Raw genomic sequence first — 20,116 nt, 5'->3', positions numbered from 1 at the left:
CTTTTAAGTTCTTGTGGTGCTAGCTGTATCAACATCTGCTTCACTGTTCATAATATTTAATTTATATTCTTCTTTGGAAGGAGAGTAGTTAGGAGGTATAACAAACCAATCTATATCATTTTTTGAATATTTAGAAATTTTCACTGTTCTCGCCCCTTTAACGCCTCCTTGATTTCCTCCAACACAATAATAATGATTACCATCTGCACTTATACCTACCACGAAAGTAATATGACCAGCTCCTCCAACAGCACCATCTTTTCCATTTTCTTTAGCTAGTTCATTACTTTCCCAATCTATTACAGCTGCCGAGCCATAAATTGGTTTATCTTTTTTCCAAAATTGCCACATCGCTGCTCTACATGACAATGGCGGCGGCGTATATCCTGCTTGAGCAAAACACCAACCAGCAAAAGCTCCGCACCAATTTGTACCTTCATTGAGGCCTTTTCCATTTGTTGAAGCGTTAAAATATTCCGTAATCCTCGGATTATTAGCATTTCCCAAAATAGCTTTTTGTCCAATTTCTTTTAATGCAAATGGCATCCAAGGTGCTTTTCCTGATATGGGAGTATTTTGTACTTTGCCGTACTTACAATCATCTACGTTAAACGTTACAGAAGTACTATCAGTAAACGCACTTTGTTTTTCATCATGATTGGTTTTTCCATTTGCAAGAGTTACATTGTTCCCAACTTTTTTGCAAACCTTTTTAGTATTCTTGCTTCCATTTGCCAACGGAGCTATATTTTTCCACTTCCAAAATGCCATAGATGAGAGAACAGCTATAGAAACATTTTTAGATACAAGGTCAGAATTTGAAATTACATCTGCACCTTCTTTCTTTGTATAATTGTTTGCAAATTCATAAGCTGACCTACCTGTCAACTGAATTAGGCCTTTCCCTCTAAAATTCCAACCATCAGTAGATTGGGTATTTCCAAGTTCTTTTCCTTTATTAGAATTAGGACCATAACCCAAATTGGCAATCATTTCAAAATTAGCTTTTTGAGTTACTACTTTCTTATTATTTTTTATCTCTTCAAGTCTTCCATATTTATATGCATCATCTCTATGAGTCTTAAAGTACGATAATATAATTTTACGTTTTCCCTCTTTTGGATCCCATCTACCTAAATACAAATCATCAGCTAAATAATTCATACTTTCTCCTTCATGTAATATTAATTTACTTCCACTTTCCACCATAGCTTGCGCAAAAAAATGAGCTTTATTCCAGCAAGTGTTCATACCTAATTCTCCCATATATTTGGTATAAGTCGCTGCAACCTTTTTTAAAGTATCTTGATCAGCCTTTGGAAATAACTCTTCAAGTTGTTTTACCGTTACTGGATTAATACAATTTTGACAAACACCATTCTTCTCTTCTTTTGTATCAGGTGTAAAAAGTTTCAAAACACTATTTAGCATTTCACTTGGGCTTGGCAATATATCAGGTACAGCTTTAAGCATAGATTCCCCCCAATCAAACAATGAACCGCTTGATGTTTCTTTTACTTTCTTTTCTTCTTTTTTAGATGGTCCTTTTTTAGCAGCAGGTGCATTAGATTTTGGTGCTGGTTTCTGCTGAGAAACTGGCTTTTTAGATACCGGCGTTGGTAAGGCTTTGTTATCAGCCGTTTTATTATCATTAGGATTAATTACATTAATATTGTTACTGCTCTTAGTTTCCTGTCTAAAAACCTCTGCAGTAACATAATATTCATGCATTTTCCCTTCACTTTTATCTCCTGCAGCAAGTTTTGCATCTGCTATTTTTGCAAAATCTGGTGCAAGTCTAAACTTAACTTCAGCAATACCATTAGATACTTTTTCTGCTTTTGTTATTGCTTTATTGTTTTTATTTATTTCATTATGTCCTTTACCTGGAGCATCATCTTCCCATAAAGTAACATGCACAGTACAATTGTCAAGATTTAAGCAATGTACTTTTGCTAATACCGTTTGGCTGTAACCAAAAGGTTTGGTCTGCAAATTTCCTAATGCATCACACAATTCTACTTTTACTATTTTACGTTCAATTGTATCATGAGGTTTAATATCTAGTGTCGCTTTTTCTTCACCTAAACGAGCAACTATACGAATTCCTCTTCTTTTTAAGCTTATCTCGGTAAAAGTGTAGTTGGCTGTAGGCCCTGTTTTGTTATTTTTTTCTTTTAGAATCCACTTTCCAGATTCTAAGATATATATAGACCATTTGACCTCTTCCGTAAAAGGGTTACTTCCAAAAGGATTTGTTTGCCTAGGCAATACACCCACTGGCAAATTTGAAGTACCTATTTTATAAATTACTTCTTTTCCTATCTCTGGATTTGGTGTTCCAATTATTTTAAAATTTGACATATTCTATATATTAATTATCAAATAACATCGTTATCATCCAAACTTGCTTGAAATTGCCCCATATCCACCAAAGGATTTAACTGATTGCTTACTTGAGGTTTGGCATTCTTGGCATTCTGTTTTCCCAGTTCTGCTTTCTGTCCATGTTTATCCACTTCTATACAATCTGGACCTCCAATTGGACAGGTTCCTTTACTATCTTCTACTAAAATCTTCCCTTGATTGCTTAAAGTTACTTTTTCATAAAAGGCGCTCCACTTTGTAATTGTAGCCTGACATGGCAAATAATCACCGCTTCCGTTAGGTTGCATTTTACATTTACCAAAGGTGTTTTTCTCTAAAGTTTGTCCAATTTCTTTGTCGGTAGCAATGAGTTTTTTTTCGGAATCTTTATCATTCGCATAATGTTTCTCCTGCGATTTTACTTTTAATACATCTGTTTTAGGTTCTACACTAAATTTACATTTTAGCGTGGCTCCTTGTACTACTACATGTTTCTCACTCATTGCCTTATCATTTTTGAATACTACAATCTCTTTACTACTCCGTTCTATTCCTTAAAATCTAATTCTCTTCTTTTTCAAAAGATTCAATTTGTATAATCACTTTTATTGCTTCATCATACTCTATATTGCATTCTAAATTCACCTTTTCAATACAATAAGTATGTTCATCTAAAAAATAAGAAGCTTTATAATTTCCTTCCCAAGGATCAAATCCAAAACTGGCTTCAGTTCCATCATCTACAAAATGACCAGTTTGCTCCACCTTTATGAGATTAAATTCATCCAAAAGAGGGCTAATTTTCTGCTCAACTTCAAACTTCGATTCTTCATCTTTTTCTATCGGAAAGAAAACTTCATTTTTGAATGAAAAATTGGCTGTATAACCAACATGAATTCCGTTAAAAAAAGTTCTTAAAAAATAATCCGAAGCCAAAAGCTTAAATAATGAATCTGAACTTTCTAATGCATAATCTGTATGATCAATATAGTTTTCGACAACGTCTCCTTCATAATAATCTAAAATCGCCTTCTTTGTATCTTTCCAACGATCTTCAATTTCATTAAAATTGTAAACAGCAATCCATTTACCTGAGTCGTCAACCACAATTTTTAACGGATAAAGCACTTCCGCAGTTTTTGCTGCCAATTGCTCCATAACCGTATCTGGGGCTTTATTGTTTACAAAAAGAGATTTTCTATTTATCTCAAATAGATGAAAACTGTTTTTATCCGTTGCAAGCCATTTTACACCTATTTCCATTTCCAGTGTATCAACTTCATCTCCAACAACAGTTGTATACTGAACTTTATAATCTTTATTAATTCTGTCTGCAACAAAAGGAAGTATCGAATTACTCGCTAAACTTACATTTTGACCTTTTTTCTCTTCCTTTTCTTTTCTTTCTTCAATATATTTTTCTGGTGCCAGAATCAAAAACTTAGAATAGCTTTTGAAATCTGCTTCTATTAAATCAGGAATCTCACAATACATATTATGATACCATCTAAGCTCATCAGCCTCAACACCAAGATCTAGAGCTACACTCGCAAGCGTGTCTCCTTTCTGGATTTTATAAGTACGGAACTTATTGTATGGCGATTCTTCAGGTTTGTCTTCGTAATACATATTCTCTCAGCAACATTAAACTTCAACCTCTTTTTCTTTCTTCTCAACCTTAGGTTCAAACATAAAATCTGGATCTTTTCCTTCTTTTTTTGTTTGAGCAATTTCTTTTACATTTTGTCTTTTACAAATAATTACTGAATTTTCAGTGATGCCATTCATTCCTAAAGTATATTTTGCATCTACATATTTTGCAGGCTGATACCATTTAGGCTGTAAAAAGAATACCCAATTACAGTTCTCACCATTATGTTTTAAGTCTATTTTACTGTCAACATTATGTTCATTATATCCTTTAACGGTATGATAAAAAAGAGCTCCAAAATCAATTCTAACTGGACCTTTTGATCTTATAGAAGTATATTTTGTATCGCTTTCTTTTTTCTGAATTAATAATGTTATCAGCAATAAATCCTTCATTTGAACGTTTTCTATCTCAGGAAAAGGATTTTTTCTGTCTGGTATTTTCCATGTAACATACTCTTTAGGAGGTATCTGCATCATATAATTAAATACAGCATAAACTCCCGCCGGTACAATAAATACCAAGAAATGAGAACACATCAAAAAGGTCAATGCAATTCCGTTTAATGCTGTGTAGATAATTACAAAGAGCACGCTTGAATAAAGTGTTATCAGTAAAGAAAACAACAATTCTATGCCAACAGATCCTTTTTTATTAAACTCATTGAAGTACCATCTGTAGAGGTAAACATTAAGAATTCCGAATAAAAGCGATGCTATTTGATAGAATCGAAATTCGTCTGATAACTCTGTAAATAATTTGTTATACCCTAAAAAACCAACAAGGGCATATATCAATACAAATGAGAAAACATAGATGTAAAATTTTCTTTTATACTGTACTGCAAATTCTTTTATTTTATCGCTGAATACCATCGTAAGTATAAAACTTACCGCAATAATCACTACTAAAAATACAATAAGCCTAATATCAATAAGGGCTAATAAATGCTTTTTTACCATTACTAAATTCGTGTTGTGTACCCTAACACAGGTTCTTTACTAAAATTAAACTCTTCCGTTTCTTCTTTAATCAATAAAACTGTTTTTACTTCTACTTCCATCGGAAAGAAATGTTCGCAAAAACAATCTATGAATATTTTTATATCGCCGTTTTTTAGATAATGGTGATAGGGGTTATTAACTATTGGCCCTATTTTTATGGTCAAATTCATAGAATAATCCATGTAATTTTTTCCAGTAATAAAATCAACTCCTAATCTGTTTTCACCTAACTTAATCTGTTCTGTCTCTTCACTGTATTCCTTTGAAGTTGTTGTTGTATACGTAACTTTTTCTTCAATAATACTTGACAAACAATGGCAAGCTAAGTCTATATCTCCCACTATTTTATAGGCATAAGGCAAAAGCTGAATAAACTTTGATACTAAAATTTCTGGGTAAATGTGCGACAGTCCCCAAAAATCGTAGAAAAAACTCAACGGTTTAATTCCGTTCAGCTGATACAAAAAATTCCTTTCAACGCTTTCAATCTTAGTTCGATAATGAAAAATCTCATTTTCAAAAGGAGTAAAAAAAACACGAGCTTCCGCTTCTTGCTTTTTCTGTTGTTTATGCTCCCTAATCATCTGCTTTACAGATTTATCAGCATTATTTTCAGTCAAACTATGAACAAAACCCTCAGGAAGCGCATCATACATACTGTCTCGCGACAGTCTTATATTAAGATATTCTTGCTTGTCATAATTATCGTCCTGAATTCCAGCTCCCAGAATATCACTTCTGTACGCTCGTGAAAACTGCCCATGGTTAGAAATTGTGATTTCATCATGGAAAACAGCTTTGTTTTCAAGAAGTTCATTAGCAATAACTTCTGCTCTTATATCATAGGAAATACTTTCTATTTCGTATGCAAGATCCTCAAGACTTTTTTTACTTTTTCTTTCCATCTTCGTTGATTCGTCCTGCGCCTATATATCGTAACTGAAAGTATTCATCATTGAAATTATATACTGCTAAACCTTTATCTGTACAAGCCAGAATTCGGTCGTTATGCAGATACAAGCCAACATCAGATATTGGATGATCTTTATCGTATCTAAAGAAAACCAGATCTCCTTCTGCAAGAAAACTTCTTCCTGTAAAAATCTGAATCGATTTAGATTTCCACATTCCAGCGGGGTCTTTAGGGAGAGTAACTTTGTAAACATCACTGTATAGAGACTGCAGTAAATAAGAGCAATCAATTCCTTTTTTGGAGAAACTTTTCTCTTTATAAGGCGTGTTAAGCCATGGATCTATGTATGAATATAATTTGTAGTTGGTTATTTTGTTTGGCATTACAGCCAAAATAATAGAATATTTTTCTTTGAGAGCAAGAACTTCGTCGCTCAAATTCTCTGAATTGTCATTAACAACAGTTTTATTTTTCAAACCTGTATCTTTCATTTGAGACTGCTTTTTTAACAGCTCCAAAGAATAATCATATTTGAAGGGAATCTGAGAAATATATTTTTGAGCATGGCATTCTGTAAATAAATGCATCATAAGAATCATTATAACAATCTGCCTCATAAAAAATAATAATTAGTACTCTTTTTAAATAATAAAAAAATTAATTTTTTCCCAAAATGGGTCTTTTTTTTAAATTTTAACAACATCAAAAACAAACTTTCTGCTCATTTTTCTTTTTTTAAGCTTGAGAAAATTCTCGTTTTTAAACGTAACTCCTTTATTATGAATTTATTTACATTTCAAAACGAGGTGGTTACAAACCTAACAAAATATTTTGTAAGAATACAAATCTTTTTTGTAAAATTTATAGTATAAAATATAAGTTTTTTAAAATAATTAAAACTACATTTGCTTCCGTTTTTTGTTAAAATTATCTTACATAGTAAAATATTCAAATTTTAAAAATGAATCAAAAAAATTTCGATATCAGAATTGTGTTCTTTTTCGCGATTCTGCTATTAGCTGGAATCATTGCTTTTATAGTTCAATTTTTTAATCATGTTGATTGTGAAGACGCAAAATTTTATATCTTTTCAGACTATTCGCAATCCGAGGAATCTATTGAGTTTTATGATAAAACTCCTAATGCTAAATCGTGGATTTGGGACTTTGGAGACGGGTCAGAAAAAGATGTCAGAAAGCACACTTTCCACATCTATAAAAAGCCAGGCAAATACTATGTTACCTTGACAATAAACGGTGGTTGCACGCATACAAAAGAGATCATCATAAAAGATAAATATGCTGCTGATAAAAGAGGCACTCCAAAAATTATTGTGCCTAAAACTATAACTGTTGGACAGCCTGCTTATTTCAAATCAATCTCACAAGATGCCAAAACTTGGGAATGGGCATTTGGTGAAAATAAGGGGATTGATGAAACTTCTTCAAACCCTGTTTACAATTTTATCACTCCAGGAGAAAAGACAATTACGCTAGTTATAAACGGCGATTTCAGCCGTGTAGCAAAAAAGACTATTTATGTACATCCAAGAGTTATAAAAAAAACCAATCCGTTGGATGTCAGCTCTTATGAATTTGAAAAGAAGGCCGAAGCTTTTGCTCTTCCTCGAGGTTCTGTGAAAAAAGATCCTTTAGAAGAAATGTTGCAATATGTACCCGTTGCCCCTAGAGCAAAAACAACAAAAGACAGTACAGCTGTAATCAAAAAAGCACCTAAAATGTCTGAAGATCAGTTTGAAATTTTATTTAAAAAAGTTGCAGAAGGAAGCAAAGTAAAAGATGATTTTGCCGAATTTATGTGTGATGATCTTGATATTCCAGTCGTAAAAAACGATGAAGATTTAGTGACTTTTTCTCAATTATGTGCCTCTGTAAAAGGAAAGAAAATTAAAATTGAATCAATACGCTTAAACAAAGACAAACAAACTAACTGCATTAAAGGATTAAATATCAGCTACAAAGTAAAAAAGTATCTGATATGGTCTAAAGATTAAATTGGGTATGGAAGAAGAAAAAAATGTTTTCAGTATAGAGCTGTTAAGCGCATTAGAAATTGCTAAGAAAATTGCTAAAACCAATTCACACAAATTTTATTCGGCGCCTCATTTGCTAAAAGCTATTTTAAACAGGGATTTATCTCTTTTGAAACGACTTGAAGCCATGGGGAAAGATGTTTATTATCTGGATGAATGGGCTGAAGTACGAATTGAAGAAGAACCAAAAACCACCAATGTCCTTGACGCTGAACCAAGCGATCTGATTGATGAAATTATAAAAGAGGCCGAATCTGTACGAATAGCATTAAACGAGGATGAAATTAGCCTTTATGCTGTTATAATTGCCATAAGTTCGCCAGGTGTAGGTTTCAATTTTGATCAAATGAAATCTTATCCTATTTCCAGAAATGAATTGCTGGAAGATCAGATTGGTATACCTCAAAATGATGGCGGAGTTAAACAAGAAGTAAAAAAAGGTTTTTTAGGCAAATACTGCATTCATAAAAATCTTGAAAAGAATAAAAAAAGAATTCCTGCAATTGGTCGTGAAGCTGAATTGAACACCATCAAGGAAATTCTATGCCGTTTTTCTAAACCAAATGTATTGCTAATTGGTGATCGAGGTATTGGAAAAACTATTTTAATTGATGCTCTGGTTGAAAATGTCATAAGTAATAAAATTCCAGATGTATTAAACAAAGTCCAGTTATTTGAGCTAGATTTATCTTCTTTAATTGCTGGTGCATCTTATAAAGGAGAAATTGAAGACCGCTTAAAAAACTGCATTCAAGAATTAAAACAGTACCCAAAAGCTATTTTGATTATCGAAGAAATTCATACGCTTTTAGATAAAAATGGTGGTGATTCTGGAGTTTCGAATGTCTTAAAAGGTGAGTTAGCAAAAGGTTTAAACATTATTGCCACCTCGACAATTGATGAATATTCAAAAAGGATTGAAAAAGAGCAAGGACTTTCTGGAATGTTTGAAATTGTAAAACTGGAAGAATCAGATGATGAAACGTTGTTTCGAATGATCCGTGAATCAATAAAAACATATCAGGAACATCATAAAATACAAATTGATGATGAAACAATTTCTGAATCTATCCGATTATCTAAAAGATATCTAAAAGAAAAAAGTCTGCCAGAATCAGCTATAAATCTGATAGATCATACAATGTCTGTTCTAAAGACTTCTGGTGAAACTTTTTTAAAAGAAAAACCTGCGCTTATTAATAAACTTGAAGTATTAAAGCAAAATGAAGCAGGTTTATCAGAAGAACAATTAATTAAAGAAAGCAATTGGTTTTTAACTGATTTGGCAAATAAAACTACTTTTTTAATGATTGCTGATGAAGATAATAATCAAAAAACATTTGAATCCTCTGACTCCATCATTAGTCATATTGAAAATCTTTTAGAAATAATTGAAAAGAGATCTTTAGACAAACGTGTTCACATTGAAGCGTTCGATTTGTCTCTTATAATTGCTCAAAAAACGGGAATTCCTGCGGGCAAGTTAAACGAAGAAGAAAAAAACAAGCTTAATACAATTGAAGATGTTTTAGGCAAAAGAGTTATTGGACAAGATCACTGTATTGCAACGGTTGCAGGTTCTATTTTAGAATCAAGATCAGGTTTAAGCAAAGCAGGTCAGCCAATTGCGTCATTTTTCTTCCTTGGTCCAACTGGAACTGGAAAAACAGAATTAGCAAAAAGTTTGGCCGAATTCCTTTTTCAAGATGAAAATGCAATCATTAGATTTGATATGTCTGAATTTAAAGAGGAGCATTCAGCAGCTTTACTTTATGGTGCGCCTCCAGGATATGTGGGGTACGAAGAAGGAGGTTTGTTAGTAAATAAAATTAGACAAAAGCCCTACTCTATTGTTTTATTTGATGAAATTGAAAAAGCTCACCCATCCGTTTTTGATGTTTTCCTGCAAGTTATGGACGAAGGTAAACTACACGATCGTTTAGGAAAAGAAGGTGATTTTTCGAATGCAATTATTCTTTTTACATCAAATATTGGTGCAGATCATATTGTGGAAACTTTTAACAGCGGTCAAATACCGAGTTCGACTTCTTTAATGGAAATTATGGCAAACTATTTCAGACCTGAGTTTTTAGGAAGGTTAACCGAAATAGTGCCTTTTGCTCCACTTAATATCGAAAATGCCCTTAAAATATTCGAAATTCATCTTAAAAAAGAATTTACAGACTTATTGAAAAACATCAATATAGAAGTAGAAATTCCGATTGAAACTAAAACTTATCTTGCCGAAAATGGATTTAATGCTAAATATGGTGCAAGACCTATTAAAAGTATTATTAGAAGCCATTTGAGAAGACCTTTGGCAAAGAAATTAATTTCTGGAGAAGTTAAAGATGGCGATATTGTTACGGTAATTATTGAGAATAACGAAGTCAAATGGATTAAAGAAGAAGTTGTTTCAGTTGGAAATTAATTGAAACATCAACCAAAAAAAACGCTAAGAAATTAATCTTAGCGTTTTTATTTTATTCTAAAACCAAGCCTATCTGGCCATCGTCATCTAATTCTGTTTCAACAGGATCATCTTCTGAAATTTCTAGCTTTTCAGGAACTTCTTCAACCGGTTCTTCGTATGGAAGCGGTTCTAATAAATTAACTTGTCTTAATTTATCTGTTGTTAATTGATTTCCTAAAGCTTTAAAACCTTTTACGGCTATAAAGTCCTCAACATCTATATGAAGATCGTCTTTTTGAACTCCTTTTACTTTTGCAAAAATCAATTGTGCCACCGGACGATAATCGGTAGAGACGATTTCTAACTGCGAATTTGGGTGATCTGTAATGAAGCTTTCTTCTTTGCCTTCGTTTTCAACAAGAAAACGTTTCAAGAAATATCGCTCTTTTTCTCCATCATAATAAATCGCAGAAATAGGTTTTTTCGGTTTCCATTTCTCTAAAATAATCATATCTTCCTCAAAGTGAGTTGATAACTCTGGGATAATTACCTTTAATTTACCTGACTGACTTATTACTAAGATTTTATCTGTTGGCTTAAATTCTCCTAGAAGTTCGCCTCTTCCATCAACATTTAAACGTTTTACAGTATCATCAAACCAAACTTTTCTTGGAAGTAAAGTCGAGATCCCTTTTTCTTTCAATTCGATTTTCTTGATAGGATATTTTGTCACCAAATTTCCTTTAGAACCACGACCTTTAATTGCTAAATTAGCAAAATCAATATCGAATTTCAGTTTTTTAATCGTTCCTATTTGACGTAACAAAATTGTAACAACTTCAGCTTCACCATTCGGATTATGCGAAAAATAAACTACTTGCGAGCCGTTAGTTCCATTGGTCAAATCATATGCTTTATCACGCGTAACTCCTGAAACATTGAAACGTTTGATGTAAGATGGTCCCGATTTTCCATCGCGATACATCATGTTGTAAATCGTACGTTTATCACTCTTATCAAAAATAGCAACGTGAATAATATCTTTCCCGATGAAAGTTTTGGCATCGACTTTTGTTATCATTAATGTTCCGTCTCGTAAAAACACAATAACATCGTCAATGTCAGAACAATCGCCTACATATTCGTCTTTCTTCAAGCTAGTTCCAACGAAACCTTCTTCGCGGTTTACATATAGCTTTGTATTTCTTAAAACTACTTTTGTCGCCTCAACGTTATCAAAAACACGAAGTTCTGTCTGACGCTGACGGCCTTTCCCATATTTCTCTTTTAATTTGGTAAAATAGGCAATCGCAAAATCCGTAAGATGTTCTAAATTGTATTCTACCTCTTTCATTTCTTCCTCCAATCTCGAGATCAATTCGTCGGCTTTATCAGAGTCAAAACGAGTGATACGAATCATCGGAATCTGAGTCAATCTTTGCAAATCTTCATCTGTAATTTCTCTTACGAATGATTTTTTGAAAGGCTCAAATCTATCATACAAGTATTTGTATAATGATTCTCTGTCTCCGTATAATTTGAAGTCAATGTACATTTCTTCACGAATGAAGATTTTCTCCAAAGTAGAAAAATGCCATTTATTTTTTAATTCTTCTAATTGAATTTCTAATTCCTGACGAAGCAAATCAACTGTTCTTTCTGTTGAAATTTTCAACATCTGAGAAACACCAATAAACAGAGGCTTATTATCTTCAATAACACAACCTAAAGGCGCTACAGATGTTTCACAAGCCGTAAAAGCAAATAACGCATCAATTGTTTTATCTGGTGAAACACCTGGGAAAAGATGAATTAAAATCTCAACATCGGCTGCTGTATTATCTTCAATTTTCTTGATTTTGATTTTACCTTTTTCATTGGCTTTCAAAATACTGTCAATTAAAGTTGTTGTATTTGTCGAAAACGGTATTTGCGTAATTACTAATGTATTTTTATCTAACTGAGCAATTTTAGCACGTACACGTACACGTCCGCCTCTCATTCCGTCATTGTAATTCGAAACATCAGCGATACCTTGTGTCATAAAATCAGGATAAAGCGTAAACGGTTTTCCTTTTAAGATTTTAATCGAAGCATCAATTAATTCGTTGAAGTTGTGCGGTAAAACTTTTGTCGATAAACCAACCGCAATACCTTCAGCTCCTTGCGCCAAAAGCAATGGGAATTTAACTGGAAGATTGTTTGGTTCTGCACGACGACCATCGTACGAAACTCCCCAATCAGTAATTTTTGGAGAATACAAAACCTCCAAAGCAAATTTAGATAAACGTGCCTCGATGTAACGCGAAGCTGCTGCTCCGTCACCCGTCAATATATTTCCCCAGTTTCCTTGGCAGTCAATCAATAAATCTTTCTGACCAATCTGTACCATCGCATCACCAATACTCGCATCTCCGTGTGGATGATACTGCATGGTGTGTCCTACTACATTGGCAACTTTATTATAACGACCATCATCCAACTCTTTCAAAGAGTGCATAATACGACGCTGAACAGGTTTGAATCCGTCTTCGATAGCAGGAACAGCACGCTCCAGAATTACATACGAAGCGTAATCCAAGAACCAGTCTTTGTACATTCCGGTTACTTTCGTAATAACGTCTTCGCCTTCTTCATCCTGATTTTCGTAAAAATGCTGTCCTTCAAATTGTTTAGCATCTACGTCGATAATCTCATCATCATCCCCATTTTGATTGTCTTCAATCTGGTTTTCATCCTGATTATTCTCGTCGTCGTTTGGAATTATGTTATCGTCTTCTTCGTCTTTCATATATTTTGTTCAGTATAAATACTAAAAATTCTTCTTCCTTAATTTTAAGCCTCCTCAAGCTCATCAATCTCTACCTTCAAATTCTTGATAATAAACTCTTGTCTATCAGGAGTATTTTTCCCCATATAGAAAGACAATAATTGCTCAATCGAAGTGTGTTTATCCATCATAACTGGATCTAACCGAATCGTATCTCCAATAAAATTTTTGAACTCGTCTGGCGAAATCTCTCCTAAACCTTTAAATCGTGTGATTTCTGGTTTTGGTTTTAGCTTTTCAATCGCGTCTTTTCTTTCTTCTTCAGAATAACAGTAAATTGTTTCTTTCTTGTTACGAACCCTGAAAAGTGGTGTTTGTAAAATATATAGATGCCCTTCTTTGATTAATTCAGGGAAAAACTGTAAAAAGAACGTAATCAAAAGTAAACGAATGTGCATTCCATCGACATCGGCATCGGTTGCAATTACGATGTTATTGTAACGCAATTTCTCTAATCCATCTTCGATATCAAGAGCTGCTTGAAGTAAGTTGAATTCTTCGTTTTCATACACGATTTTTTTCGACATTCCGTATGAATTCAAAGGCTTACCACGCAAACTGAAAACCGCTTGAGTATTCACATCACGCGATTTTGTAATCGATCCAGAAGCCGAATCTCCCTCGGTAATAAAAAGCGTGCTTTCTAAGTTTCGTGGGTTTTTAGTATCTGGAAGATGCGCACGGCAATCTCTTAATTTTTTATTGTGAAGATTGGCTTTTTTAGCACGATCTGTTGCCAGTTTTCTAATTCCTGACAATTCTTTACGCTCGCGTTCTGCCTGAAGAATTTTACGCAATAAAGCTTCGGCAGTCGTTGGATTTTTATGCAAGTAATTATCCAATTTCGTTTTGATGAAATCGTTAACGAAAGTACGAACAGAAACTGCCGGAGTTCCGTCATCAGAACCCATATCTGTAGAACCTAATTTAGTTTTGGTCTGAGACTCAAAAACAGGTTCCATAACTTTAATACTAATCGCACTTACGATCGATTTACGAACGTCTGATGCTTCGAAATTCTTATTGTAAAATTCACGAATTGTTTTTACAACTGCCTCACGATAAGCGGCTAAGTGCGTTCCTCCCTGCGTTGTATTTTGACCATTTACGAAAGAGTGGTATTCTTCGCTATACTGCGTTTTACTATGCGTTAAAGCTACCTCAATATCATGATCTTTGAGGTGAATAATTGGATATTCTAAATCATCTTCACTGATCGTTTCTTCTAATAAATCACGAAGTCCATTTTCTGAGTAATATTTTTCACCATTAAAAATAATCGTCAAACCATTGTTTAGATAACAATAGTTTTTGACCATTTTGATTACATATTCTAAACGGAATTTATAGTTTTTGAAAATCGATTCGTCTGGCGTAAAAACTACTTTTGTTCCTTTACGTTTTGTGGTATCGATAACGTCTTCTTCAAGCACCAAATTTCCTGCCGAAAACTCCGCTCCTTTTTGTTTATCATCACGAACAGATTCTACTCGAAAATAATTAGATAAAGCATTTACCGCTTTTGTTCCAACACCATTCAAACCAACTGATTTCTGGAATGCTTTAGAATCGTACTTTCCTCCAGTATTCATTTTCGAAACTACATCGACCACTTTTCCTAACGGTATTCCACGACCGTAATCACGAACAGAAACTGTTTTATCTTTAATACTTACCTCAATAGTTTTTCCGGCCCCCATAACGAACTCATCGATACAGTTGTCTAAAACCTCTTTTAAAAGAATATAAATACCATCATCCGGTGATGATCCGTCCCCTAATTTCCCGATGTACATACCAGGACGCATACGAATATGTTCCTTCCAATCGAGTGAACGAATATTATCTTCGTTGTATTGATTTTGCTCTAGCATAAATGAATTTAGGATTTTTGGCTAATGTACCATTTATCGGTAAAAAATAAAAGCGTATTTCTTTTTTGTTATGAATAATAACAGTTTAAAATCTATTAAAATTGATTTTAAAATAAAACGGACATTAAAATTAATAAAAAAACTGCTTTTTCAACAAAAAACATTATTTGATTCCGAGTACTTCTTTTGCCAGCGCAATCATTTCGGGAGTTCCCGTGTTTTTGTTTTTTTCGTCAGACAATTTCACAACTCCCTGCCAATGTGTATTATCAGGTTTTGTATCGGTTAATTTTATAACCATATTCATTGCTGGAAGTCCAACGTCATTTGTAAAATTTGTTCCAATTCCGAATGACATTTTTATTTTATCTTGACAGAAATCAACTATTCTTTTTACCTTTTCAAAATTTAAGGAATCAGAAAAAACAATTGCCTTTGATTTTGGGTCAATTCCCATTTTGGTATAATGTGAAATTACTTTTTGAGCAAATTCTATCGGGTCACCGCTATCATGTCTAACGCCATCAAAAAGTTTCGAATATTTTTTATCAAATTGATTGAAAAATATATCCGTTGTATAGGTGTCTGTTAAAGCAATTCCGAGATCTCCGCTGTAAACCTGCGTCCAATGTTCAAGGCTTATCGAATTCGCCATTTTAAAACCATATTGCGCGGCATGAAACATAAACCATTCGTGCGCATGTGTCCCCAACGGACGTTTATTGTTAACCATTGCAAAATGAACATTACTTGTTCCAATAAAACTTTGTCCGCCATAAGTACTCAAGGTTTTATTTACCAAATCATGAACTTCATAAGAATGGCGGCGTCTAGTACCAAATTCCAAGACCGAAACCCCTAGATTATTGTAATTTTCAATTTTTTCCTGAGTAATCTTTTTTATTGCTTCATCATTTAAACGAATTAAATGGCTCGCTTTATAAAACAGTTCAGAAATCAATGCCATCAGAGGAACTTCCCATAAAATGGTTCGGTACCAAAATCCTTCAACCGTAACTGAAATTTCTGACCCCTCTTGACTAATATGCACTTCAGACGGATCAAAACTATATCCTTGCAGAAAATCTAAATAAGTTGGATCGAGATAAGGGCAATAATGTGCTAGATAATTTTTTTCGTCTTTCGTTAAACGCAAATCCGCCATGGCATCTACAGAATGACGAAGCAAATCTGCAAAACCTGGCGGAAAAATATGTTTTCCACGATTTATAAATCCGTAACGGACTTTTGCCTTTGGAAAAAGCTTTATTACAGCATGCTGCATTGTAAATTTGTAGAAATCATTATCTAAAATTGATTTCAAAAAAGTAGTTTCCATAGCATCAAATTCTTTTCATTTACCGCTAAGATACGGCAATTTCAGAAAACATAAAAGATGAAAGATCTCTTATTTTTTTAGACAACTTTAAAAGAAACAGTACTATCGCCATCAACAAAAATGGTAATATAATTTCCAATATTACTGTCAATAAGAATTTGAAATTCTAATCCTCCACGTTTCTCTTTCGGATTAAGAACTTTAACGGGCTGATTCTTTTTATTTAAATAGAAAACCTGATTGGTTTTAGAAACATTTTTAATTTCTACAGTAATTTTATCTCCGTTTTTCACTTCGATTATTCCTGAACTTGGAGTTTTGATTTTATAATCGTTTTCGATGGTTTTATTGTAGATCAAAGGACCATTTAAGAAATCTTCTTTATTTAATCGATCTCCTAAAAACGATCCAGAATCTGGAAAATGTTTTGCGAAAAAATAGTCAGGATCCGTATCAAAATAAATTGGATTAAAATCATTGACCATTCTTCCTTTGTTGCTGTCATAATAGCCTTGACCCCAAGTTACATCAATCAAACGCCATTTTTTGTTTATCAAAACCATATTCCAAGCATGGTTTGAAGAAGTATTTTTTCTTCCAATATCAGCTGGCCTTGTTTTAGAATCTCCCTTAACTACTTCGCATTTCAAACCAACTTGTTCCGCCAAATTCTGGTACAAAGCGGTAAAACCTTCACAAACCGCTTTTTGAGATTTAAATGCTTTTTGGATAAGATTGTCGTTCAGCTGTTTTATTTTTCGTTGTTTTTCAGCTTCAGAAGAATAGCTGAATCCCTGCACTTTCGGCGGATTCAGAAATGCATTGTAATCGTATTTTATATTGAAAGCAATCCAACTGTAAATTGCTCTCGCTTGCTCCGCATCAGAATCAAAATCTTTTTTAATTCTTTCTGCTAATTGTTCGGTGGTATTAAAGCTTTTCGGGTATTTTGCAACAATTTTATCAACTTCATTTATCTTTTGAGCAAAAGTAAAGTTCATAAAAAAAGTGTTCAAAAAAAGAAATAGAAAAGCAATCTTTTTTATTGGCATGTATTTAAAAACTTAATTTGATAATATCTTTTAATTCTTGATCTAATTCTGGATTTGAAATTTTATTTTCTTGCAAGTCAAAGTTTGAATTGAAAGCAGGAAGTGAAAAAGTTCCTTTAATATCGGCTCCATAACGCGGAAAAAGATTTTGGGCAATTCCTAGAACTGATGCACCTCCTCTTCCTCCTGGTGAAGTTGCCAACAATAACATTGGTTTCTGCTGAAAAACATCTTTCTCAATGCGAGAACTCCAATCGAAAACATTCTTGAAAGCAACAGAATAGTTTCCGTTATTTTCTGCCATTGAAACCACTAAAATATCAGCTTCTTTCAATTTATTTAAGAATGAATGAGCCACTTCGTGCTGACCTATTTCTTTTTCTAAATCTACGCTAAAGACTGGCATTGCAAAATCATTAAGGTCTAAAACCTCAACATCAGCATTTTCGAATAAACTAGCTGCATAAGCCGCTAAATGTTTATTGATTGATTGTGTACTGTTACTTCCTCCAAAGGCTATAATTTTCATGGCTTATCGTTTGTTAAACTATTTTATGTTGATTTTGGTGTTACATCTTCGATCTCATAAACTTCTTTTGCAATCTCTACTGAATATTCATTAGGATAAATTTTTCCTCCATAAGATTTTGCATAGACTTTAGTAAATTCTGCTCCAAAGTAAAGAATAATTGCCGAATAATAAACCCAAACCAGAATAATGATTACAGATCCCGCAGCACCATAAACTGAAGCTACTGTAGAGCTTCCTAAATATAATCCAATGGCAAATTTACCAATCATAAAAAGTACTGCCGTAACGCTGGATCCTATAATAGCATCTTTCCATCTGATTTTTCCATCGGGTAAAGTCCTGAATATTATGGTAAATAAAAGTGTAATACTCGCCAGTACAATCACAACATTTACTACATAAAATAGATAAACGGTACTTTCAGGGAAATATATTTTTAAACGCGCACTAAGCAGGTCTAATATCGTATTGATAAACAAGCTGACAATCATTAAGAAACCAACAGATGCAATCATAGAAAACGACATCAACCTGTTTTGTATAAACTTTCTAACCCCTTTATCAGGTTTGGCGCGAAGTCCCCAAATAAAATTAATTGAACTCTGAATTTCTGCAAAAACTCCCGAGGCACCAATTAAGAGCATGACCACGCCAAATACAGTTGCAAAAACATTATTTCCAGATAATTGCACATTTTTTATCGCTTCCTGAATTTGTGACGCTGCCCCATTACCTACTAACCCATTTATTTGCCCATATAATTGACCCGTTACTGCTTCTTCTCCAAAGAAAAAACCACAAATTGTAATTATAATAATCAATAAAGGAGGCAACGCAAATATGGTGTAATAAGATAAAGCCGCACTAAGTTTGATGGCATTGTCATCATTAAATTCTAAGAAAGTATTCTTTAACAGAAACCATGTTTTTGAAAAAATATTTTTGGCTTTCATTTTGCTGATTTTTTGATATGCTCTCAAATTTAAGCATTAATGAAAATTTTTGACTTCTCCGATTTAAAACGAATTTTACATTTTTTCCATGTTTATTTATAATGACAAAAAATCCCTTTGTCGTAGACTGTCCACAAACTTGCTTTTTGATTTGCTGCTTTTAAAGCATTGTTTGCCCAAGTATTGCAAGTATAAAAAAGACTATAACTTCCTTTTGCTTCATAAAAAGCATCTTTTTTTCCATAACTATGACCTTCAATCCATTGTGGATGAAGAGGATCACTAAAACTCTCAGAAATATAAGTTACTAGCTTTTCATAATTTTCTTTTGAAATCAAAATACGTTTGCAGTCATCGCCTTCTCGCAGTTGTTTGAAAAATGTGGCATGAACAGCGGAAGAACTGATTCCGAAAGCGGCTTTGAAAGCTGTACTTGCTTTTAAATCTGACCATTCAGGAGTGTCTAGATAAAACCCTTTGTCTCCCCAACCGAATCCTATATAATTCATTAAAGAATCTTTTGATTGCGTTTGACTGAATTGAATTTCATTCCTCCAATCTTTAATTTCATTTTTAACAGGAACTACAATATCAGTATGGACTCCGTTTGAAAGAATGTAAATCGGAATAGCATTTTGTTCTTCGACTTGCGCTATATCTGAATTCACTGTGATTTTCGAAATAATTAAAACAGATGAAATGTAAAGGGCGAGGAAAGCAAAAATTCCGAAAAGTGTCCAGCCCAAAAATTTGAAAGATTTTTTTAGCATTTTGATTGATTGATTTTAGATTAGTAATTGGTTATTTTTTCTCTAACCAATTTTTAAGCCAAAATTTTTATTTGCTAAAAATTGAACGCAGATTTTACTGATTCGCTTTCGCGAAAGCGCAAATTTAGATGGCTTTTTATTCCTTTTTTGTTCTCAATTTTTGTCTTCCCGAGCGTCCAGAAGCTTCGGAAGAAGGACGCGCGAAGAACTCCCCAAAGAGAATCGACAATCTTTGCGCGGGCTTCTCCCGTCCCGAAGCTTCGGGATCGGGACGCTCAGCCTGACAAACGTTATAACCAAACTTCAAAGCATAAAAAAACTGCTGAATCTCTCCAGCAGTTTTATCTATTTTCTTTCTTCTTTCT

General features: G+C 33.4%; 15 protein-coding genes. 2 read left to right on the top strand and 13 right to left on the bottom strand.

All coding sequences use genetic code 11. From position 1 onward, the window contains the following. Window positions 1-3 precede the first annotated feature (3 nt). From QLQ96_RS12440 to QLQ96_RS12415, 6 genes are read right to left on the bottom strand one after another with little or no spacing between them, the layout of a single operon-like run. Complete coding sequence (locus QLQ96_RS12440) at window positions 4-2,364, bottom strand: hypothetical protein (protein ID WP_482490904.1); 2,361 nt, start codon at window positions 2,362-2,364, stop codon at window positions 4-6. A 17-nt stretch (window positions 2,365-2,381) separates the two neighbouring features. After that, on the bottom strand, window positions 2,382-2,870 hold the full coding sequence (locus tag QLQ96_RS12435) for a DUF4280 domain-containing protein (protein ID WP_482490902.1): 489 nt from the start codon (window positions 2,868-2,870) through the stop codon (window positions 2,382-2,384). A gap of 58 nt (window positions 2,871-2,928) precedes the next feature. Beyond that, window positions 2,929-3,996, bottom strand: a complete 1,068-nt coding sequence (locus QLQ96_RS12430) for a LysM peptidoglycan-binding domain-containing protein (protein ID WP_482490901.1) — start codon at window positions 3,994-3,996, stop codon at window positions 2,929-2,931. 15 nt (window positions 3,997-4,011) lie between these two features. Continuing rightward, entirely contained in the window at window positions 4,012-4,980 is a 969-nt protein-coding gene (locus QLQ96_RS12425) for a TssN family type VI secretion system protein (RefSeq protein ID WP_482490899.1), read from the bottom strand. 2 nt (window positions 4,981-4,982) lie between these two features. Then, window positions 4,983-5,927 carry a type VI secretion system baseplate subunit TssG gene (locus tag QLQ96_RS12420; protein ID WP_482490897.1) on the bottom strand — a complete coding sequence of 315 codons (945 nt, stop codon included), beginning with the start codon at window positions 5,925-5,927 and terminating at the stop codon, window positions 4,983-4,985. Next, a complete protein-coding gene (locus tag QLQ96_RS12415) occupies window positions 5,911-6,552 on the bottom strand; it encodes a C40 family peptidase (protein WP_482490895.1) in 642 nt (213 codons plus the stop codon). The genes QLQ96_RS12420 and QLQ96_RS12415 overlap by 17 nt, the downstream gene beginning before the upstream one ends. A 344-nt stretch (window positions 6,553-6,896) precedes the next feature. Here QLQ96_RS12415 and QLQ96_RS12410 point away from each other — a divergent pair, with 344 nt between their 5' ends. Beyond that, a complete protein-coding gene (locus QLQ96_RS12410) occupies window positions 6,897-7,949 on the top strand; it encodes a PKD domain-containing protein (RefSeq protein ID WP_482490894.1) in 1,053 nt (350 codons plus the stop codon). Window positions 7,950-7,956: 7 nt separating this feature from the next. Then, on the top strand, window positions 7,957-10,419 hold the full coding sequence (locus QLQ96_RS12405) for an AAA family ATPase (protein WP_482490892.1): 2,463 nt from the start codon (window positions 7,957-7,959) through the stop codon (window positions 10,417-10,419). 52 nt (window positions 10,420-10,471) lie between these two features. On the opposite strand, the gene QLQ96_RS12400 is transcribed toward QLQ96_RS12405, so the two are convergent. The 7 genes from QLQ96_RS12400 to QLQ96_RS12370 all read right to left on the bottom strand — a co-directional run bounded on the left by QLQ96_RS12400 (window position 10,472) and on the right by QLQ96_RS12370 (window position 19,751). Next, window positions 10,472-13,192 carry a DNA gyrase/topoisomerase IV subunit A gene (locus tag QLQ96_RS12400; RefSeq protein WP_482490890.1) on the bottom strand — a complete coding sequence of 907 codons (2,721 nt, stop codon included), beginning with the start codon at window positions 13,190-13,192 and terminating at the stop codon, window positions 10,472-10,474. A 44-nt stretch (window positions 13,193-13,236) separates the two neighbouring features. Then, complete coding sequence (locus QLQ96_RS12395; RefSeq protein ID WP_482490889.1) at window positions 13,237-15,105, bottom strand: DNA topoisomerase IV subunit B; 1,869 nt, start codon at window positions 15,103-15,105, stop codon at window positions 13,237-13,239. Between the two features lie 163 nt (window positions 15,106-15,268). Further along, on the bottom strand, window positions 15,269-16,444 hold the full coding sequence (gene pncB / locus QLQ96_RS12390) for a nicotinate phosphoribosyltransferase (RefSeq protein ID WP_482490887.1): 1,176 nt from the start codon (window positions 16,442-16,444) through the stop codon (window positions 15,269-15,271). Window positions 16,445-16,521: 77 nt separating this feature from the next. After that, on the bottom strand, window positions 16,522-17,445 hold the full coding sequence (locus QLQ96_RS12385; protein WP_482490885.1) for a transglutaminase domain-containing protein: 924 nt from the start codon (window positions 17,443-17,445) through the stop codon (window positions 16,522-16,524). Window positions 17,446-17,500: 55 nt separating this feature from the next. Further along, window positions 17,501-18,025, bottom strand: a complete 525-nt coding sequence (locus tag QLQ96_RS12380) for an NADPH-dependent FMN reductase (protein ID WP_482490884.1) — start codon at window positions 18,023-18,025, stop codon at window positions 17,501-17,503. A gap of 23 nt (window positions 18,026-18,048) precedes the next feature. Next, the gene (locus tag QLQ96_RS12375) at window positions 18,049-18,981 is read right to left on the bottom strand and encodes a YihY/virulence factor BrkB family protein (protein WP_482490882.1); all 933 of its coding nucleotides are present in this window, start codon (window positions 18,979-18,981) and stop codon (window positions 18,049-18,051) included. Between the two features lie 92 nt (window positions 18,982-19,073). Then, window positions 19,074-19,751 (bottom strand): TIGR02117 family protein, encoded by a 678-nt coding sequence (locus tag QLQ96_RS12370; RefSeq protein WP_482490880.1) that lies wholly within the window; start codon window positions 19,749-19,751, stop codon window positions 19,074-19,076. Window positions 19,752-20,116: the final 365 nt, after the last annotated feature.

This window comes from Flavobacterium sp. B167r, assembly GCF_056824315.1.
Note: the sequence above shows the minus strand (reverse complement) of the source record. Positions and strands in the feature narration are given on the sequence as shown.

Coding starts and splice junctions, on each gene's coding strand:
- QLQ96_RS12440 (WP_482490904.1), bottom strand. CDS start 2,364: ATGTCAAATTTTAAAATAATTGGAACACCAAATCCAGAGATAGGAAAA.
- QLQ96_RS12435 (WP_482490902.1), bottom strand. CDS start 2,870: ATGAGTGAGAAACATGTAGTAGTACAAGGAGCCACGCTAAAATGTAAA.
- QLQ96_RS12430 (WP_482490901.1), bottom strand. CDS start 3,996: ATGTATTACGAAGACAAACCTGAAGAATCGCCATACAATAAGTTCCGT.
- QLQ96_RS12425 (WP_482490899.1), bottom strand. CDS start 4,980: ATGGTAAAAAAGCATTTATTAGCCCTTATTGATATTAGGCTTATTGTA.
- QLQ96_RS12420 (WP_482490897.1), bottom strand. CDS start 5,927: ATGGAAAGAAAAAGTAAAAAAAGTCTTGAGGATCTTGCATACGAAATA.
- QLQ96_RS12415 (WP_482490895.1), bottom strand. CDS start 6,552: ATGAGGCAGATTGTTATAATGATTCTTATGATGCATTTATTTACAGAA.
- QLQ96_RS12410 (WP_482490894.1), top strand. CDS start 6,897: ATGAATCAAAAAAATTTCGATATCAGAATTGTGTTCTTTTTCGCGATT.
- QLQ96_RS12405 (WP_482490892.1), top strand. CDS start 7,957: ATGGAAGAAGAAAAAAATGTTTTCAGTATAGAGCTGTTAAGCGCATTA.
- QLQ96_RS12400 (WP_482490890.1), bottom strand. CDS start 13,192: ATGAAAGACGAAGAAGACGATAACATAATTCCAAACGACGACGAGAAT.
- QLQ96_RS12395 (WP_482490889.1), bottom strand. CDS start 15,105: ATGCTAGAGCAAAATCAATACAACGAAGATAATATTCGTTCACTCGAT.
- pncB (WP_482490887.1), bottom strand. CDS start 16,444: ATGGAAACTACTTTTTTGAAATCAATTTTAGATAATGATTTCTACAAA.
- QLQ96_RS12385 (WP_482490885.1), bottom strand. CDS start 17,445: ATGAACTTTACTTTTGCTCAAAAGATAAATGAAGTTGATAAAATTGTT.
- QLQ96_RS12380 (WP_482490884.1), bottom strand. CDS start 18,025: ATGAAAATTATAGCCTTTGGAGGAAGTAACAGTACACAATCAATCAAT.
- QLQ96_RS12375 (WP_482490882.1), bottom strand. CDS start 18,981: ATGAAAGCCAAAAATATTTTTTCAAAAACATGGTTTCTGTTAAAGAAT.
- QLQ96_RS12370 (WP_482490880.1), bottom strand. CDS start 19,751: ATGCTAAAAAAATCTTTCAAATTTTTGGGCTGGACACTTTTCGGAATT.